Origin of the sequence: Pseudoalteromonas sp. T1lg21, assembly GCF_002964625.1 — a bacterium.
Lineage (GTDB): Bacteria > Pseudomonadota > Gammaproteobacteria > Enterobacterales > Alteromonadaceae > Pseudoalteromonas > Pseudoalteromonas gelatinilytica.
The window spans coordinates 1-15,707 of the sequence record NZ_PQBX01000065.1 but is presented as its reverse complement, the minus strand read 5'-3'; the positions used below and the strand labels follow the sequence as shown (position 1 = coordinate 15,707).

The 15,707-nt window shown below is 42.8% G+C and carries 14 protein-coding genes and 2 pseudogenes; 8 read left to right on the top strand and 8 right to left on the bottom strand.

Annotated elements, in window-relative coordinates; translation table 11 throughout:
- Positions 1–15: 15 nt before the first annotated feature.
- The 4 genes from leuB to fabR all read right to left on the bottom strand — a co-directional run bounded on the left by leuB (position 16) and on the right by fabR (position 4,257).
- Positions 16–1,092: a 3-isopropylmalate dehydrogenase gene (gene leuB, locus C2M25_RS19515; protein ID WP_063702500.1), complete on the bottom strand. Its 1,077-nt coding sequence runs from the start codon at positions 1,090–1,092 to the stop codon at positions 16–18.
- Positions 1,089–2,636 (bottom strand): 2-isopropylmalate synthase, encoded by a 1,548-nt coding sequence (leuA, locus tag C2M25_RS19510; RefSeq protein ID WP_105181942.1) that lies wholly within the window; start codon positions 2,634–2,636, stop codon positions 1,089–1,091. Before leuA ends, leuB begins: the two co-directional genes overlap by 4 nt.
- A gap of 385 nt (positions 2,637–3,021) precedes the next feature.
- Positions 3,022–3,516 carry a hypothetical protein gene (locus C2M25_RS19505; RefSeq protein ID WP_105181941.1) on the bottom strand — a complete coding sequence of 165 codons (495 nt, stop codon included), beginning with the start codon at positions 3,514–3,516 and terminating at the stop codon, positions 3,022–3,024.
- 108 nt (positions 3,517–3,624) lie between these two features.
- Positions 3,625–4,257: an HTH-type transcriptional repressor FabR gene (gene fabR / locus C2M25_RS19500; protein ID WP_105181940.1), complete on the bottom strand. Its 633-nt coding sequence runs from the start codon at positions 4,255–4,257 to the stop codon at positions 3,625–3,627.
- Between the two features lie 116 nt (positions 4,258–4,373).
- Between fabR and C2M25_RS19495 the strand changes: the two are divergent.
- A pseudogene (locus C2M25_RS19495) lies at positions 4,374–5,508 on the top strand (acyl-CoA desaturase).
- A gap of 13 nt (positions 5,509–5,521) precedes the next feature.
- Positions 5,522–6,952 (top strand): Si-specific NAD(P)(+) transhydrogenase, encoded by a 1,431-nt coding sequence (gene sthA, locus C2M25_RS19490; protein ID WP_054562900.1) that lies wholly within the window; start codon positions 5,522–5,524, stop codon positions 6,950–6,952.
- Between the two features lie 49 nt (positions 6,953–7,001).
- Here the strand turns inward: sthA and hemE are convergent, their stop codons facing one another.
- A complete protein-coding gene (hemE, locus tag C2M25_RS19485) occupies positions 7,002–8,066 on the bottom strand; it encodes a uroporphyrinogen decarboxylase (protein WP_063702520.1) in 1,065 nt (354 codons plus the stop codon).
- Between the two features lie 612 nt (positions 8,067–8,678).
- On the opposite strand from hemE, the gene rsd reads away from it, so the two are divergent.
- Both rsd and C2M25_RS19475 read left to right on the top strand, forming a co-directional pair.
- The gene (rsd, locus tag C2M25_RS19480; protein ID WP_105181939.1) at positions 8,679–9,149 is read left to right on the top strand and encodes a sigma D regulator; all 471 of its coding nucleotides are present in this window, start codon (positions 8,679–8,681) and stop codon (positions 9,147–9,149) included.
- Between the two features lie 146 nt (positions 9,150–9,295).
- On the top strand, positions 9,296–10,342 hold the full coding sequence (locus C2M25_RS19475) for a S66 peptidase family protein (protein ID WP_199775198.1): 1,047 nt from the start codon (positions 9,296–9,298) through the stop codon (positions 10,340–10,342).
- Positions 10,343–10,396: 54 nt separating this feature from the next.
- Here C2M25_RS19475 and fkpA read toward each other — a convergent pair whose 3' ends face one another.
- Entirely contained in the window at positions 10,397–11,152 is a 756-nt protein-coding gene (gene fkpA / locus C2M25_RS19470; RefSeq protein ID WP_063702527.1) for an FKBP-type peptidyl-prolyl cis-trans isomerase, read from the bottom strand.
- A 200-nt stretch (positions 11,153–11,352) separates the two neighbouring features.
- On the opposite strand from fkpA, the gene C2M25_RS19465 reads away from it, so the two are divergent.
- Positions 11,353–12,351 (top strand): WD40 repeat domain-containing protein, encoded by a 999-nt coding sequence (locus C2M25_RS19465; RefSeq protein ID WP_105181937.1) that lies wholly within the window; start codon positions 11,353–11,355, stop codon positions 12,349–12,351.
- Positions 12,338–12,550 (top strand): SlyX family protein, encoded by a 213-nt coding sequence (locus C2M25_RS19460; RefSeq protein ID WP_063702531.1) that lies wholly within the window; start codon positions 12,338–12,340, stop codon positions 12,548–12,550. Before C2M25_RS19465 ends, C2M25_RS19460 begins: the two co-directional genes overlap by 14 nt.
- Before the next feature lie 21 nt (positions 12,551–12,571).
- On the opposite strand, the gene C2M25_RS19455 is transcribed toward C2M25_RS19460, so the two are convergent.
- On the bottom strand, positions 12,572–12,775 hold the full coding sequence (locus tag C2M25_RS19455) for a YheV family putative zinc ribbon protein (protein ID WP_054554491.1): 204 nt from the start codon (positions 12,773–12,775) through the stop codon (positions 12,572–12,574).
- Between the two features lie 129 nt (positions 12,776–12,904).
- On the opposite strand from C2M25_RS19455, the gene C2M25_RS19450 reads away from it, so the two are divergent.
- Together C2M25_RS19450 and C2M25_RS19445 are read left to right on the top strand one after the other, a co-directional pair.
- On the top strand, positions 12,905–14,824 hold the full coding sequence (locus tag C2M25_RS19450; RefSeq protein ID WP_105181936.1) for an ATP-binding cassette domain-containing protein: 1,920 nt from the start codon (positions 12,905–12,907) through the stop codon (positions 14,822–14,824).
- Complete coding sequence (locus tag C2M25_RS19445; protein WP_105174388.1) at positions 14,811–15,242, top strand: TIGR02444 family protein; 432 nt, start codon at positions 14,811–14,813, stop codon at positions 15,240–15,242. Before C2M25_RS19450 ends, C2M25_RS19445 begins: the two co-directional genes overlap by 14 nt.
- 376 nt (positions 15,243–15,618) lie before the next feature.
- Here the strand turns inward: C2M25_RS19445 and C2M25_RS19440 are convergent.
- Positions 15,619–15,707, bottom strand: a pseudogene (locus tag C2M25_RS19440) (elongation factor Tu); the annotation flags it as partial.

Sequence of the window (15,707 nt, the reverse complement as noted above, 5' to 3'; positions counted from 1 at the left end):
GCAAACAATTTTTAATTAAATACGTGCCACAATTGCCGCAGCAACATCACTGGTGGTATACCCTGCATTTGGGTAGATATCTGGCGTACCGACACCGGCTTCAACCGCTTCTGCTACCGCTTTTTCAATCGTACGAGCCGCTTCATCTTGCCCTAGAGAATAACGCAGCATAAGCGCAGCACTTAAAATTTGTGCGATAGGGTTTGCAACCCCTTTGCCAGCGATATCTGGTGCTGAGCCACCAGCTGGCTCATACAAACCAAAGCCAGACTGATTTAAACTCGCTGATGGTAATAAGCCCATAGAGCCTGTGATCATCGCGCACTCATCAGACAGAATGTCGCCAAATAAGTTATCGCAAAGTAATACATCAAACTGACTTGGCTGTTTAACTAACTGCATTGCCGCGTTATCAACATAAATGTAGTCAAGGCTCACTTCTGGGTAGTCTTTACTCACTTCAGTGACCACTTCACGCCAAAGTACACTTGACGCTAATACATTCGCTTTATCAACCGAAGTAACATGATTACTACGCAACTTAGCAGCTTCAAATGCAAAGCGTGCGATGCGCTCAATTTCTTTACGTGAATATGTTTGGGTATCGAAAGCAACTTCTTGCTCACCTTCGCCACTGCGGCCTTTTTCACCGAAATAAATACCACCGGTTAGCTCGCGAACACATAAGATATCAAAGCCTTGTGCACTGATATCTGCACGTAGCGGTGATGCAGCACTTAGTGCTGGTAATAATTGTGCTGGGCGTAAATTACAGAACAAACCAAAATGCTTACGCAGTGGCAATAGTGAAGCTCGCTCAGGTTGCTCATTCGGTGGTAAGTTTTCCCACTTAGGACCACCTACCGAGCCAAATAAAATCGCATCCGCATTTTCACAGGCACTCAGTGTGCTTTGCGGCAGTGCCTGACCAAACTCATCAATGGCAGCACCACCAATCGCGTGGTGATGACGAGTCAAAGTAAAACCAAACTTTTCGCTTACAGCATCCAAGACGGTTTCTGCTGCTGCCATAACTTCTGGACCAATCCCGTCGCCTGCTAATACTGCGATACTGTAATTCGATTGACTCATCCTGCTTTCCTCTGTTGCTTTAAATCAGACACTTTTTGTGCACGATAAATTAAGTTATAAACGCGGATCATGGCGCGTACTGACGCTTCTACCACATCCGCTGCAATGCCCGCGCCGTGATATGGGCGACCATCGTATTTAGCGATAATATTCACTTGCCCTAGCGAGCTGGCACCTTGGCCTGTTGCTTCTAGGTTGTATTCAATCATCTCAACTGACATACCCGTTAAGCGCTCAATTGCTAAGAATGATGCTTCTACAGGGCCATTCCCTGTTGCGGCCTCTTGCTTTGACTCACCATCAATTGTCATGCCGATTGTTGAGCTCGCCACCGATTGTGAGTTAGACGTCGAGTTAACAAACTCAAGTTGGTACTTTTCGTCTTTATCTTTAATTTGGTTAAAGTAAATCATCGCTTCTAAGTCGTAGTCATACACAGTACCTTTTTGGTCTGCTAATGCTAAGAAACTCTCATATAAGCTATCCATATCGTAATCAGATTTTTGATAGCCTAACTCTTCTAAACGATGCTCAATAACATGACGACCTGAACGCGAAGTCATGTTTAATTGGTTATTAGGTACACCGACACTTTCTGGAGACATTATTTCGTAAGTGTTTTGGGCTTTTAATACGCCGTCTTGGTGGATCCCTGAGCTGTGTGCAAAGGCATTTTCACCAACAATTGCTTTGTTTGGTTGTACTGGCATATTACAAATCTTCGCGACTTGACGCGAAGCACGGTAAATTTCTTCACTACGAATATTGGTATGCACTTTTAAGTGGTCTTCACGCATCTTCATGATCATCGCCACTTCTTCAAGCGAACAGTTACCTGCGCGCTCACCAATACCATTAATCGTACATTCGATTTGGCGAGCACCGGCTTGTACTGCAGCGATTGAGTTAGCAACCGCTAAACCTAAATCGTTATGGCAATGCACGCTTAAACGCGCCTTGTCGATATTTGGCACATTGTTCATTAAGTGATGGATCATCGCAGCATATTCGTCTGGCGTTACATAGCCTACGGTGTCAGGTAAGTTGATAGTTGATGCACCCGCATCAATAGCTTTTTCAACGATGCGGCATAAATCCCAATGCGGTGTACGACCAGCATCTTCACACGAAAACTCAACGTCATCGGTGTAGTTACGTGCAAGTTGAATCGACTTAACAGCCATTGCCGTTGCATCGTCTAAGCTCATACGTAATTTGTGCTCAAGGTGTAATGGGCTGGTTGCAATAAATGTATGAATACGGCCCTGCTCTGCCGGGCGAAGTGCTTCACCACATGCTTCAATATCTTTTGCTACAGCACGTGCTAAGCCACAAATAATCGGCCCTTTCACTTCAGTCGCAATGCGCTGTACAGAGCGAAAATCTGCCGGGCTAGATACCGGAAAACCCACTTCCATTACATCCACATTTAAGCGGCTAATGGTATGCGCAAGTTGAATTTTGTCGTCTTCGGTTAGGCTTGCTTTTAATGCTTGCTCACCATCACGTAACGTTGTGTCAAAAATCCAAACCTTATCTTTCATAAACTGTCCTCGTTCCCAATGACCCATTAGCGAGATAAAAAAAACCCCGCGGTTGCGGGGTTTTTTAATGTTCTACAAATGCAAATACACTAAGCCCCGCTCACTGATTTAAGCAGTAAGAGGTTTAGTTTTAATGTAATTGAATGTGTAATTTGCATCTTAATTTACTAAATGTGTGTTCAGTGGCTGTATTTTTAACATTCAAAAAACCAGCTTGCAAGCATAATTTTTCCACAAAATCGATAAAAACACACCATCAAAAGATTTTTTAAGCCAACAAGTCAACATAAAACAAATAAAAATACCAATTCAATGTATTAAACATGATAAATAAAATAATGATCGAGCAATCTGTAACTAGAAAACGTAAAGAAAATATTTAGCTCTACAGTCGATATAGTTGATTGTGAGAATTTACAGCTCTGTAGATAACTCGACGAGTATAAATAATGTGTTGCTCTATCCTGTTGGGCTGTCCTTCGTTGTCGTTGCTTTGTAATTGCCTAGCTTGTTGGTCTCTCAAATCAACTGATGTTGCATTGCTATCAGCCTCTGAGCTATGGATCTTTGAAATAGTAGCGCTTTTTGGGTATAGCGCAATTCGGCTATAAACATGGCGAAACTGACTGTAAGGAACTCGCTTCCAACCATTTTGGTTAATCCAAAACTGGCAGCGTTTATCATCTCGAAATTGTGAGACCTGATGAGCGTCTAATACGCCAAGCAGGTTATCTTGAATTTTCTTTTGCAGACTTTTCGGTAACGAATATAACAAACTGCGGCTCAGCTCTCGAAAGCTTGGGCTGTTTTTTACCGTTGTTTGTTCGCTCTGTACTAAAAAGTGGGCATGAGTATCATTCACCGGATCCTTGGTGAGCATATGCGTCCTCGCTATTTATTCATATTGTGAGGTAAATGAATAACTAAAAACAGTTACTTAATTTGGCAGCGAAAGATACATAAAACAGGAACAAAAATCCACCATGCTTTAGACAGTTTTTTCTACACTACCTTTATTATCACGACCATACAAAGTGGCACCGCGAGCAATATAGCGTAATTGCCAGATCAAGCGCTCAACCAGTTCTTCACGTTGTGTCCCTTCAATATCGAGGGCTTCGGCACCGGCGTTAAATACTAAAGTCACCATGGCTTCGGCTTGAATATATGCATGAGTTGGGTCGCATGGTGTTTCACTTTCAAGATAATGCGCAAGCTCTAAAATGAAATGTTTAATTTCACGAGCAACCGCAGCACGAAATGCTTTTGAAGTTCCTGAACGCTCACGCAATAACAATCTAAATTGGTTGCTCGAGTTATCGATGAACTCCATAAAGGTCACGATTGATGTCGTGATCACACTACCGCCGCTCTCAATACGGCGACGCGCTTGGCGCATAAGTTGGCGAAGTGTCAAACCGGCTTCATCAACCATGGTCAAACCGAGCTCATTCATGTCTTTAAAGTGGCGGTAAAAAGAGGTGGGTGCAATCCCTGCTTCACGGGCAACTTCACGCAAACTTAAATTAGAAAAACTATGATCGGCACTCAATTGATTGAATGCGGCCTCGATTAGTGCTTGTCGTGTTTTTTGTTTCTGTTGCGCTCTAACACCCGACATGGAAACTCCCAGCGTGAACTTTTAATGATTTTTCGGTTAATGAGACAGTCTAATACTTGACGCGGAGAGAATGAAACACTATTTTAGCGTACAACTGTACGCCGAGATTTATTCAGATGAAAAAACCACCGATTATTTGGACCAATGTGCTATTTTTTAGCCTTACATTTTTGGCCGCGATCACCCTTGTTCCTTGGTATGGCTTTAGCTACGGATACACCAGTACACAGTGGATAGCCTTTGTTGGCTGTATGTTCTACGCCGGACTTTCTATTACTGCAGGTTATCACCGCTTGTGGGCACACAAAGCCTATGATGTGCATCCTGTTATTGAAGTGATTTTAGCCTTAGGTGGTGCTTTTGCATTACAAAATAGTGCCTTGCACTGGAGTAGCGATCACCGTATTCACCATGGTCAAGTTGATGATCCAATCAAAGACCCTTACGCCGCTACCAATGGTTTTTGGTATAGCCACATCGGTTGGATGCTGCGCGATTATCAAGGCGAACAATACGGTAACTACAGTAACTGCCGTGACTTACAAAAAAACAAAGTCGTTATGTGGCAACACCGTCACTATATGAAGTTAGTCGTCGCGACTAATTTTGGTATTCCTTTACTACTTGGTTTAATGCTTGGCGATGTATGGGGCATGTTATTATTGGTTGGTTTACTGCGCTTAGTATTGAGCCAACACTTTACCTTTTTTATCAACTCGCTGGCACATATCTGGGGCTCACGTCCATACACAGAAAAAAACACCGCCCGTGATAATGGCTTTTTAGCGCTATTCACATACGGTGAAGGCTATCATAACTTCCATCACATTTTTGCTAGCGACTATCGCAATGGCATTAAGTGGTATCACTATGATCCAACTAAATGGATGATCCGCTCTTTAGCGGCAATCGGTCTTGCTTCAAAATTAAAGCGCACACCGATTGAGCGAATCGAAAAAGCCAAAGCAGAAACCTTGATGAGTAAGACCCAAGGTCGCCTTGCAAAATTGCCTTTAGCGCAAGATAAGCTTACATTATTACAATCTGAGTACGATTTACTGCTGAAAAAACCTGCAACACTTCTGTGCGTTGCAAAAACGCGTGTTAGAAATCAAACGCAACAAAATGATGAAACAGTGTGAAAAATCAGCATTAATGACACAATATCACGAGCTTGAAGCCGCTTGGGAAAACCAAAAGCAGGCTTGGCTTGCACTAAATGCGAGGTTGTTAAAAGCCTCTTTTAGTTAACATAGGAGCGGCTGTGGCCAAACAACAAGTAAAGCAAAAAGATACTCCATCTTATCAATATGATGCAATCATCATAGGTACAGGTCCTGGCGGTGAAGGTACCGCCATGAACCTATCTAAAAGCAACAAAAAAGTCGCTGTTATTGAGCGCCAAGAAGCGGTAGGTGGCGGCTGTGTGCACTGGGGTACTATTCCGTCAAAAGCATTACGTCATTCTGTAAGTCGTTATATTGAATATAAAGCAAACCCGCTATTTAATATTAGTGAGCGCCCTAACCGCTTAACTTTCCCAGATATTTTGCGCCACGCAAGTAACGTCATCTCAAAGCAATCTAATTTACGTAGCAGCTTTTATGAACGTAACCGCATTCATATGTATCAAGGTGATGCTGAGTTTATTGATAAACACACCATTAAAGTAACGCACCTAGACGGTTCATTTGAAACGCTTACTGCACAAACAATCGTTATTGCTACTGGCTCGCGCCCTTATCGTCCACCGGGTGTAGACTTTAAACATCCACGTATTTACGACAGCGATACCATTTTAGGCCTTGAAGATGACCCTCATCGTGTGCTGATTTATGGTGCTGGTGTAATTGGTTGTGAGTATGCCTCTATTTTTAAAGGTTTAGGCGCCAAGGTTGACCTAGTGAATACCCGTGACCGCTTACTTGCCTTTATGGATGCAGAAATTTCAGATGCTCTGAGCTATCACTTTTGGAATAGCGGCATTGTTATTCGTCATAATGAAGAGTTTGATCGCGTAGAAACTCGCGATGATTGTGTGGTAATGCACTTAAAATCAGGTAAGCGCGTAAAAGCTGACTGTATTTTATTTGCCAATGGCCGTACGGGTAACACAGACACATTAAACCTTGAAGCCGTGGGCTTAAAAGCAGATGGTCGTGGCCAGCTTAAGGTGAACGAAACATACCAAACAGAAGTCGATAACATTTATGCTGTGGGCGATGTAATAGGTTACCCAAGCCTTGCCAGTGCGGCATTTGACCAAGGCCGTATTGCAGCCGATGCGATTGCATGTGGTAACTGTGATGAAAAGCTGATCATTGATATCCCAGCAGGTATTTATACAATCCCTGAAATGAGCTCAGTGGGTAAAACCGAGCAAGAGTTAACAGCAGCAAAAGTCCCTTACGAGGTGGGCCGTGCTCAATTTAAGCATTTAGCGCGTGCGCAAATTGCTGGCACTGAGGTCGGTAGCTTAAAGATTTTATTCCATGTTGATACCAAAGAAGTACTGGGTGTGCACTGCTTCGGTGAGCGTGCCTCTGAAATCGTTCACATCGGTCAAGCTATTATGGAACAAAAGAACGGCGGTAATAACATTGATTACTTTGTAAATACCACGTTCAACTACCCGACTATGGCTGAAGCCTATCGCGTAGCTGCACTAAATGGTTTAAATCGTTTGTTTAAGTAACTTACAAAAAAGCCCGCTTAATGCGGGCTTTTTTATGACTAGCTTTTGCTTACTTGTGGTATTTACCACTGAATTCATGAACGGCGTTGATAAATACACCTGCGTTTTCTGGGTCTACATCTGGTGTAATACCGTGACCTAGGTTAAATACATGGCCAGAACCTGTACCAAAGTCTTCTAGGATAGTGGCAACTTCTTGGCGAATGCGCTCAGGCGTACCATGCAGCATTGCTGGGTCCATGTTACCTTGTAGCGCGACTTTATCGCCAACACGACGTTTTGCATCACCGATGTTAATAGTCCAGTCTAGACCTACTGCATCACAGCCTGTTGCTGCAATTGCTTCAATCCACTGACCACCATTTTTAGTAAATAACGTCACAGGCACTTTACGGCCATCATGTTCGCGAATTAAGCCATCAACAATCTTGTGCATGTATTGTAATGAAAACTCATTGTAATCACGTGGGCTTAATACACCGCCCCATGAGTCAAATACCATTAACGATTGCGCGCCCGCTTTAACTTGCGCGTTTAAATAGTCGATTACTGAGTCCGCTAATTTATCAAGTAATAGGTGCAGTGTTTGTGGTTCTGCAAAGGCCATTTTCTTGATTTTACCGAATGTTTTGCTGCTACCACCTTCAACCATGTAAGTAGCAAGTGTCCAAGGTGAACCAGAGAAACCAATTAGCGGTACTTCACCTTTTAATTCGCGGCGAATCGTACTTACCGCATTCATTACATAACCAAGCTCATCAGTTGGATCGATTTTTGGGATTTTTTTAACATCTGCTAATGAAGAAATCGGACGTTCGAATTTCGGGCCCTCACCTGTTTCAAAGTAAAGACCTAAGCCCATAGCATCAGGAATAGTTAAAATATCACTGAATAGAATTGCAGCATCAAGCGGATAACGACGTAATGGCTGTAACGTTACTTCACAAGCAAGTTCAGCGTTTTTACATAAACTCATAAAGTCGCCTGCTTGGGCACGTGTAGCACGGTATTCAGGTAAATAGCGGCCAGCTTGGCGCATCATCCATACCGGTGTGACATCAACAGGTTGCTTTTGTAGTGCACGTAAATAACGATCGTTTTTTAATTCGCTCATGCGTATAGAATCCTAGAACTGAATGAAATTGAGCAGATTGTATCACCATATTGCGCGTCTCACTATGGATAGATAATCAAGGCTAGATATAGATCATGTTTTTTCAGCCAACCTAAGCCTAATGTGCGTTTTTTGAGCGAAAACAAAATAAATTTAAAACTTTCTATTAATAAATTTGCAACATACAAAAAAGCTTGGTATAACTTACACCGCGTTAACAAAAACAATAATAAAAATCTTATAACAATAAGAACAACAATCTTCCCATAATAATAAGAACGCTTGTTTTAACAAGTCTTAGAAAAAGAATTAAACCACCAATTTTGGTGGTTTTTTCTTTTCTAAATCAGCAAATTACAACTCATCCGCTTAGATAAAAATTGCAAAATTAATACTAGTAGTTTTGAATCAATTCCCATACACTGCAATGAGAGCAAAAAAAGTCCACTCTAAAAACAAGGTCATTTTTTGGCCTATTCAATGCTGAAAAGTATGTCTTTAGAATGACTTTTACAATCTGTTGCAATTAGACACTAAGAATTTAGTTGATCTTTGTGTCATATTTCCTTTTTATATATACAAAGGAAAACCTACTCAGCGAGGAGATGAAATATGCTGACGCGTTTGGAAAAAGCTCAACAAAAATGGGGTGGTAGTCACTCTGTAATCGACAAATGGCTCACAGAACGTCAAGAGCTGCTTGTGTTGTTCTGCCGTATTGCAGGCTTTTCACCGTACGAAAAGAAAGATCACGCCCTTCCTGATCAACTGCAAATTCAAAACTTTTGCCAAATTCTGATGGATTACCTTTCTGCTGGCCATTTCGAAATTTACGACGACATTGCCAAAGCGTGTGAAGAAAAAGGTCCTGAAAGCCAAAAGCTGGCTAATGCCTTATACCCGCGCATTTCTGAAACCACAGATGTAGCACTCGACTTTAACGACAAATACGCAGAAGTAGAGCAAGACGACCTGCTTGATGAGTTTGATAAAGATTTATCAACATTAGGTGAAGCGCTTGAATTACGCTTTGAATTAGAAGATGAGTTAATCGATAACTTATATTCTAATCACACCAGCTAACAGCTTAGTTGCACAGCAGAGAAACACTCTCTGCTGAAAAACACTTTTTTTGCCTGCCTAAAAAGAATCATCTATTCCATTCGTAACAAATATTTGAAATATTTTCTTCAATGCGATACTCATACTATAAAAACATGAGGCTCGCTATGAATAAACGGTCATTTTTAAAGTCACTTTCAATCCTTGCTGCTGGCGCAAGTTTAACATCAGCTCCTTTAATGGCTGCTCAGAATAGCAGTACCCAAACATTAATTAAGCCAAAAGCGCTGGAAAAAGGCGGCACAATTGGTGTGTGTAGCCCGTCAGCAGCCACTGCTGAACAGGCTGATATCATACTAGCAAAAGGCGTTATAGAGGCACTGGGTTACAAGGCTAAGCTTGCACCAAACATTTTAGCAAGACGCGGTCATTTAGCTGGCACTGATGTAATGCGAGCCGGCGATTTAAACAGTTTATTCAGTGACAAAGAGGTTGATGCCATTTTGTGTTTACGTGGCGGTTCAGGCGCTGCCCGTATTTTACCTTTGCTCGACTACGCAATGATCCGTAACAACCCAAAACCTCTGATGGGCTATTCGGACATTACCGCTCTACACAATGCACTACTCTCTCAAGCTGGGCTAATCAGCTTCCATGGCCCAAATGCATCGAGTGACTGGAACCCGTTTCATGTCGCGCAATTTAAGAACATGTTCGAAGCGCGTAAGTTGATGCATTTCCAAAACTTACCAAAAGCCGATGATGAGCTTGTTAACACTCAGTACCTGACCCAAACAATCACATCAGGTAAAGCCTCTGGACGATTAATCGGCGGTAACTTAACGGTACTGACAGCCCTTGCAGGATCGAATTATTTACCTGACTTTAATGGCGCAATTTTATTTTTAGAAGATATCGACGAAGCGCCGTATCGAATTGACAGAATGATGAGCACACTCAAACTCATGGGCGCACTTGATAAAATTGCGGGCTTTGTGTTTGGCGATTGTAATGACTGTAAGCCTGGCCGTGGTTATGGCTCTTTAACCCTTGACGATATTTTTGCAGATTATATAAAACCGCTGGAAATTCCTGCTTATCGTGGAGCTATGATTGGCCATATTAAGCGCCAATTTATCTTGCCTGTTGGCACTGTGGTTGAGCTTGATGCTGATAGTGGCACATTAAAAATGAAAGAAACGGCATTTAGTTAATAAACTTCATGCGTAAAAAAAGGGCCAATCGGCCCTTTTTTATTGAGTTTAATATTACTCAGCTGGTACAGCTTTGTCATCGCTTTGGATTTCAAGTAATTCTACTTCGAAAACAAGCGTTGAGTTAGCTGGGATCTTACCAAGATCACGCTCGCCATATGCAAGTTCAGATGGAATAGTGAACTTGTACTTAGAGCCAACTGGCATTAATTGTAAACCTTCAGTCCAACCTGGGATCACACGATTAAGTGGGAACGTAGTTGGTTCGTTACGTGAGTAAGAGCTATCGAACTCAGTACCGTCTAATAAAGTGCCTTTGTAGTGTACTTTAACAACGTCAGTTGCTACTGGCTTTTCGCCTTCACCTTCAGTGATCACTTCGTACTGTAGGCCAGATTCAGTTACTGTCACGCCTTCTTTCTTCGCGTTTTCAGCTAGGAATTTTTCGCCTTCAGCTTTGCTCTTCTCAGCTTCTACTTTCGCTTTTTCTTGTTGTTTAGTGCGAATGCTTTGGTCAAGCGCCGTTAACACTTCACGAATTTTTTCGTCATCAAGTTTAGCGTTACCTGCTAGCGCGTCTTCAAAACCACGCTTAAGAAGCGCTTCGTCTAGTTCAACACCTAACGCTTTTTTATCAGCAAGGTCTTGGTTTAAGAAGTTACCAACAGACGCACCAATACCGTATGCTTGTTGCTGAGCTTCAGTCTCTAGTTTAACTTCAACTTGCTGTTCTTTTTTTGCTTCCTGATTACAAGCTGTAAGCGCTAAAACTGACGCTGCAATCAATGACAATTTAATCGTCTTTCTCATTTTATATCTCCGACACACTTTGCAGTTGTCAATTATTGTATTATTACTAGTTAAAGATTAACGACCTACATGGTAGGCTGCTTGTCTAATAACTAATGTCATGCTTATGCATGATCAGCGATTAGACTAACAACCTAGGCCTTCAACGAGACCTAGTCTAACCTCTCAATCACTAAGAGTTAAGGGGAAATACTCGTAATATGTCGATATTTCGTACTTTTTTGTATCTGCTCAGCCTTTGCTTAGTTGTAGCGTGCTCTGAGCAACATGAGCAATCAACTGCACGCTATGAGCATGCGGCTAAAGGTGCCTTCGCCAGTGCGCTGTCGCACGATGGCAAATACAGCTTAATCTCATCAATACACCATGGGGTCGCACTGTGGGATAATCAACAACAGGTGCTAAAATACCAATGGTTTCAACAACAAAATCAAGATAGCTTGGTTCATACTGTTGCTATCTCTTACGACAATAGCCATGCAGTGACCGCTGAAAAGTCCACCTTTGCAGTGTGGGACATTGCCACGGGCAACAACACGGGTTATTACAAAATACACGCCTCAACAATTCGAGATATCGCGATAAGTAACCAAGGGCGCAGTGTGTTATATGGCCGCGCCGACGGTGTAGTCGTTTACATCGACTTAGAGAGTGGCAGACGCATAGAGTTCCTTGGCCACCAAGAAAAAGTCAATGTTGTTGACCTTTCACCTAACGGCCACTACGCCATAAGCGGCTCAAATGACTATGTAGCTTACTTTTGGGACACTCGCACAGGGCAAGTGATCCATCGCTTTAACCACCCAAGTCGCGTTACTCAAGTTGCCCTTGATCCACAAGGTCGATACGCATTTACCGCAGACAGTATGAAGCAAGCAAATGTATGGCAACTGACTACAGGTGATCTTGTTAGCAAACTGGCGTATATTGCGCGTCAGAAAATTTTTACCGCCGTCCGTTTTAATGATGAGGGCACTTTACTTGCAACAGGTTCACCCAATCGATTGGTCGATTTATGGCAGCTAGAGTCAGGTAAAAAGTTACATACGTGGCAAGTGATTCCTCGAGAAGGAAGCCGCCCGAAATCAGCCGTGGTGTTAGATGTTGCGTTTACTGATAACAACCAAGCGTTATTAACCGAAAGCTCCAGCGGATTCGCTGAAAGTTTTAATCTAAGAGAATCAAATGAATACAATTGAACATCGTTTAATGGAACTTGAAGCAAAAGTCGCTTTTCAAGATGAAACAATTGAAATATTGAATGATGAGCTTAAAGCGCACCAACAGCAGCTGGCAAAAATGAAACGCCAGACTGAGTTACTTGCAGAAAAGATTAAAGAAGCGCAGCAGCCTTCTTTAATGTCACAGCTTCAAGAGCCGCCTCCACCTCATTATTAATCAGGTGAATAGAGCCGGGTATTAATCGCCCGGCTTGAACACACCAATCACTTGTTCGAATTGACGCGTTGAGGCCTGAACTGCCTGCTCTGGTTGCGTCATTTTGTGACCACACTGTACGCACTCCACTTTTTCCACATCATGTTCTTTATAAAGCATCATGGTATCCATGGCCTTACATTCAGGGCACGATGCTCCAGCAATAAAGCGTTTTCTTTGTCTCATAGATGATCTCCCGTGGCATGTAGGCGGCTATTTTAGCCTAATAATTCTCTGTTTGATACGATTGCGAAGGCTAATGTGATCCGTGTTATGATAGCGGCAATTTAATCAGTGCTGTGCAAGTAAACATTCATGATCCAAATTTCAGACATCGAACTTCTACGTGGTGGTAACGCCTTACTAAAAGGGGCTTCTGCCACCTTATTCCCAGAGCATAAAGTCGGCCTTGTGGGCGCTAATGGCTGTGGTAAATCAACGCTGTTCGCGCTACTAAAGTCTGAATTGCAACTCGATGCCGGCGAATGCCAAATTCCTAAAGACTGGTCAATTGCCTCTGTAAAGCAAGAAACACCTGCGCTCGAAATCAGTGCCCTCGATTATGTATTACAAGGTCATCCTGAATATTACGCGCTAAGAATTGCACTTCGCGAAGCTGAGCAAAATAACGACGGCGATGCGCAGGCAAAAGCACATATTGGCCTAGAACATATTCAAGGTTATAGCATTGAAGCAAAAGCTGGTGAGCTATTACACGGTTTAGGTTTTAGTAATGAGCAAATAGACAACCCAGTGAGTGCCTTTTCTGGTGGTTGGCGTATGCGCTTAAACTTAGCACAAGCACTTATTCGTGATGCCGATTTATTACTGCTGGATGAGCCAACCAACCACTTAGATCTCGATGCGGTTTACTGGTTAGAACGTTTTTTACGAGCCTACACAGGCACTCTAGTGCTTATCTCCCATGACCGAGAGTTCTTAGATGCCGTAGTTGACCAAATTTGGCACATAGACGCACAAAAAATAAATGTTTATAAAGGCAATTACTCACAATTCGAACGCCAAAAAGCAGAGCGATTATTACAACAACAAGCGATGTTCGAAAAGCAACAAGAACAAATTGCTCACCTAGAAAAGTTCATTACGCGCTTTAAAGCAAAAGCTAGTAAGGCTAAGCAAGCACAAAGCCGCGTAAAAGCCCTAGAGCGGATGGAAAAGTTAGCCCCAGCCCATGTTGACTCACCTTTTGATTTTGAGTTTGCCGAGCCAACAGCGCTACCAAACCCGTTAATGACCCTCGACCAAGCCAAAGCAGGCTATGGCGACACCACCATTTTACACAGCATTAAGCTAAACCTTGTGCCGGGTAGCCGTATTGCGCTGCTTGGCCGAAATGGTGCGGGTAAATCAACACTGATTAAATTATTAGCTGGCGATTTACAACCTCAAGCAGGTGAAGTATTTCAGCATCAGGGCTTAAATATTGGTTACTTTGCGCAGCATCAGCTTGAGTCACTTGATTTAAAAGCCAGTGCAGTGACCCATTTACAACGTTTAAATCCACAAGCTCCAGAGCAGTCACTACGTGACTTTTTAGGCGGCTTTGCATTCTTTGGCGATAAAGCACTTGAGCCAGTTACGCCATTTTCTGGCGGTGAAAAAGCCCGTTTAGTACTGGCAATGCTGGTATATCAAAAGCCAAACCTACTGTTACTGGATGAGCCAACCAACCACCTCGATTTAGAAATGCGTCATGCCTTAGTAATGGCACTACAAGGCTTCGAAGGCGCTATGGTGACCGTATCGCACGACCGTCATATGCTTAAAAACACCGCTGATGAGTATTACCTCGTTGATAACGGCGAAGTAACACAATTTGGTTATGACCTTGATGCCTATTACCAATGGCTACTGAATGCCAATAAAGAAGCCGCAAAAAGCCCTGAAGACAATGCGCCTAAAGCCCATTCAAGCGTTAACCGCAAAGAGCAAAAGCGCTTAGAAGCTGAGTTCAGAAAGTCAGTGCAGCCATTGAAAAAGCAAATCGACAAGCTGGAAAAGCAACTTGATAAGTACTCTACAGAGCTTGGAGAAATCGAAAACGCACTTGCCGACAATGATTTATACAGTGATGAGAATAAAGCAAAACTGACAGAGCTACTCACTAAGCAAGCAAGCTTAACCCCAAAGCTTAATAACGTTGAAGAAGAGCTGCTTATGGCACTTGAAGAGCTTGAAGAAAAAGAGCAGGCCTTTGCCGATGAAACCGCTTAACAGCGAACAGTTTTGGCAGTTTGCATGTCAGCTTTACAGCAAAGACGGCATGCAAACCAAGCTACTAGGCTATCAAGACCAGCAAGGCAAAAATGTAAACCTGTGCCTGCTGCTTTATTATCTTGATTCTTTAGAGCTGGCTGTAACCCCCTCTCAACTGAGTGAGCTTGAATTGTGCATTGCTACATTTGATCAACAGGCTTTACAGCCCCTAAGAGCCACACGCGCCTACCTTAAAACCATTCAAGCCGAGATTTCAGACTACCCCACCATTCGCAAAGAGCTACTTAGCGCAGAATTAAAACTCGAAAAAAAGCAGCAACAATTACTGATACACACAGCGAATACCATGATATTCACTCAGCGCACAAATGCTGAAAACATAAGGCTTTATGTTGGAAGTGAGTTAGCGAGTTAGCGAGTTAGCGAGTTAGCGAGTTAGCGAGAGTAAAGTTTAAAGAGTCTAGCTCAAGCCTAATTGTAAGAATGGTTCTAATTCGGCACTAAAGTGCCTCCTACGGTATTTTATTTCTGAGTGAGACACCGAACTTAACAACCCCATCGATCTAATCTGACGTCTGAAAGCTGACATCTCTGCTTACGTTGGGTTTCGCTGCGCTCAAACCAACCTACCCGAAGAATGAACAGGCCGAATGCTGAGCGAGACACCACACTAAACAACCCCACCGATCGAATCTGACGTCTGAAAGCTGACAGCTGATAGCTTTCTACAGACATTAAAAAAGGCCGCCTAGGCGACCTTTTTATAAGCTGTGAAGCTCTATCTGTTGATATTACTCAACGATAGTTGCAACAACACCAGCACCAACTGTACGGCCACCTTCACGGATAGCGAAGCGTAAACCTTCGTCCATCGCGATTG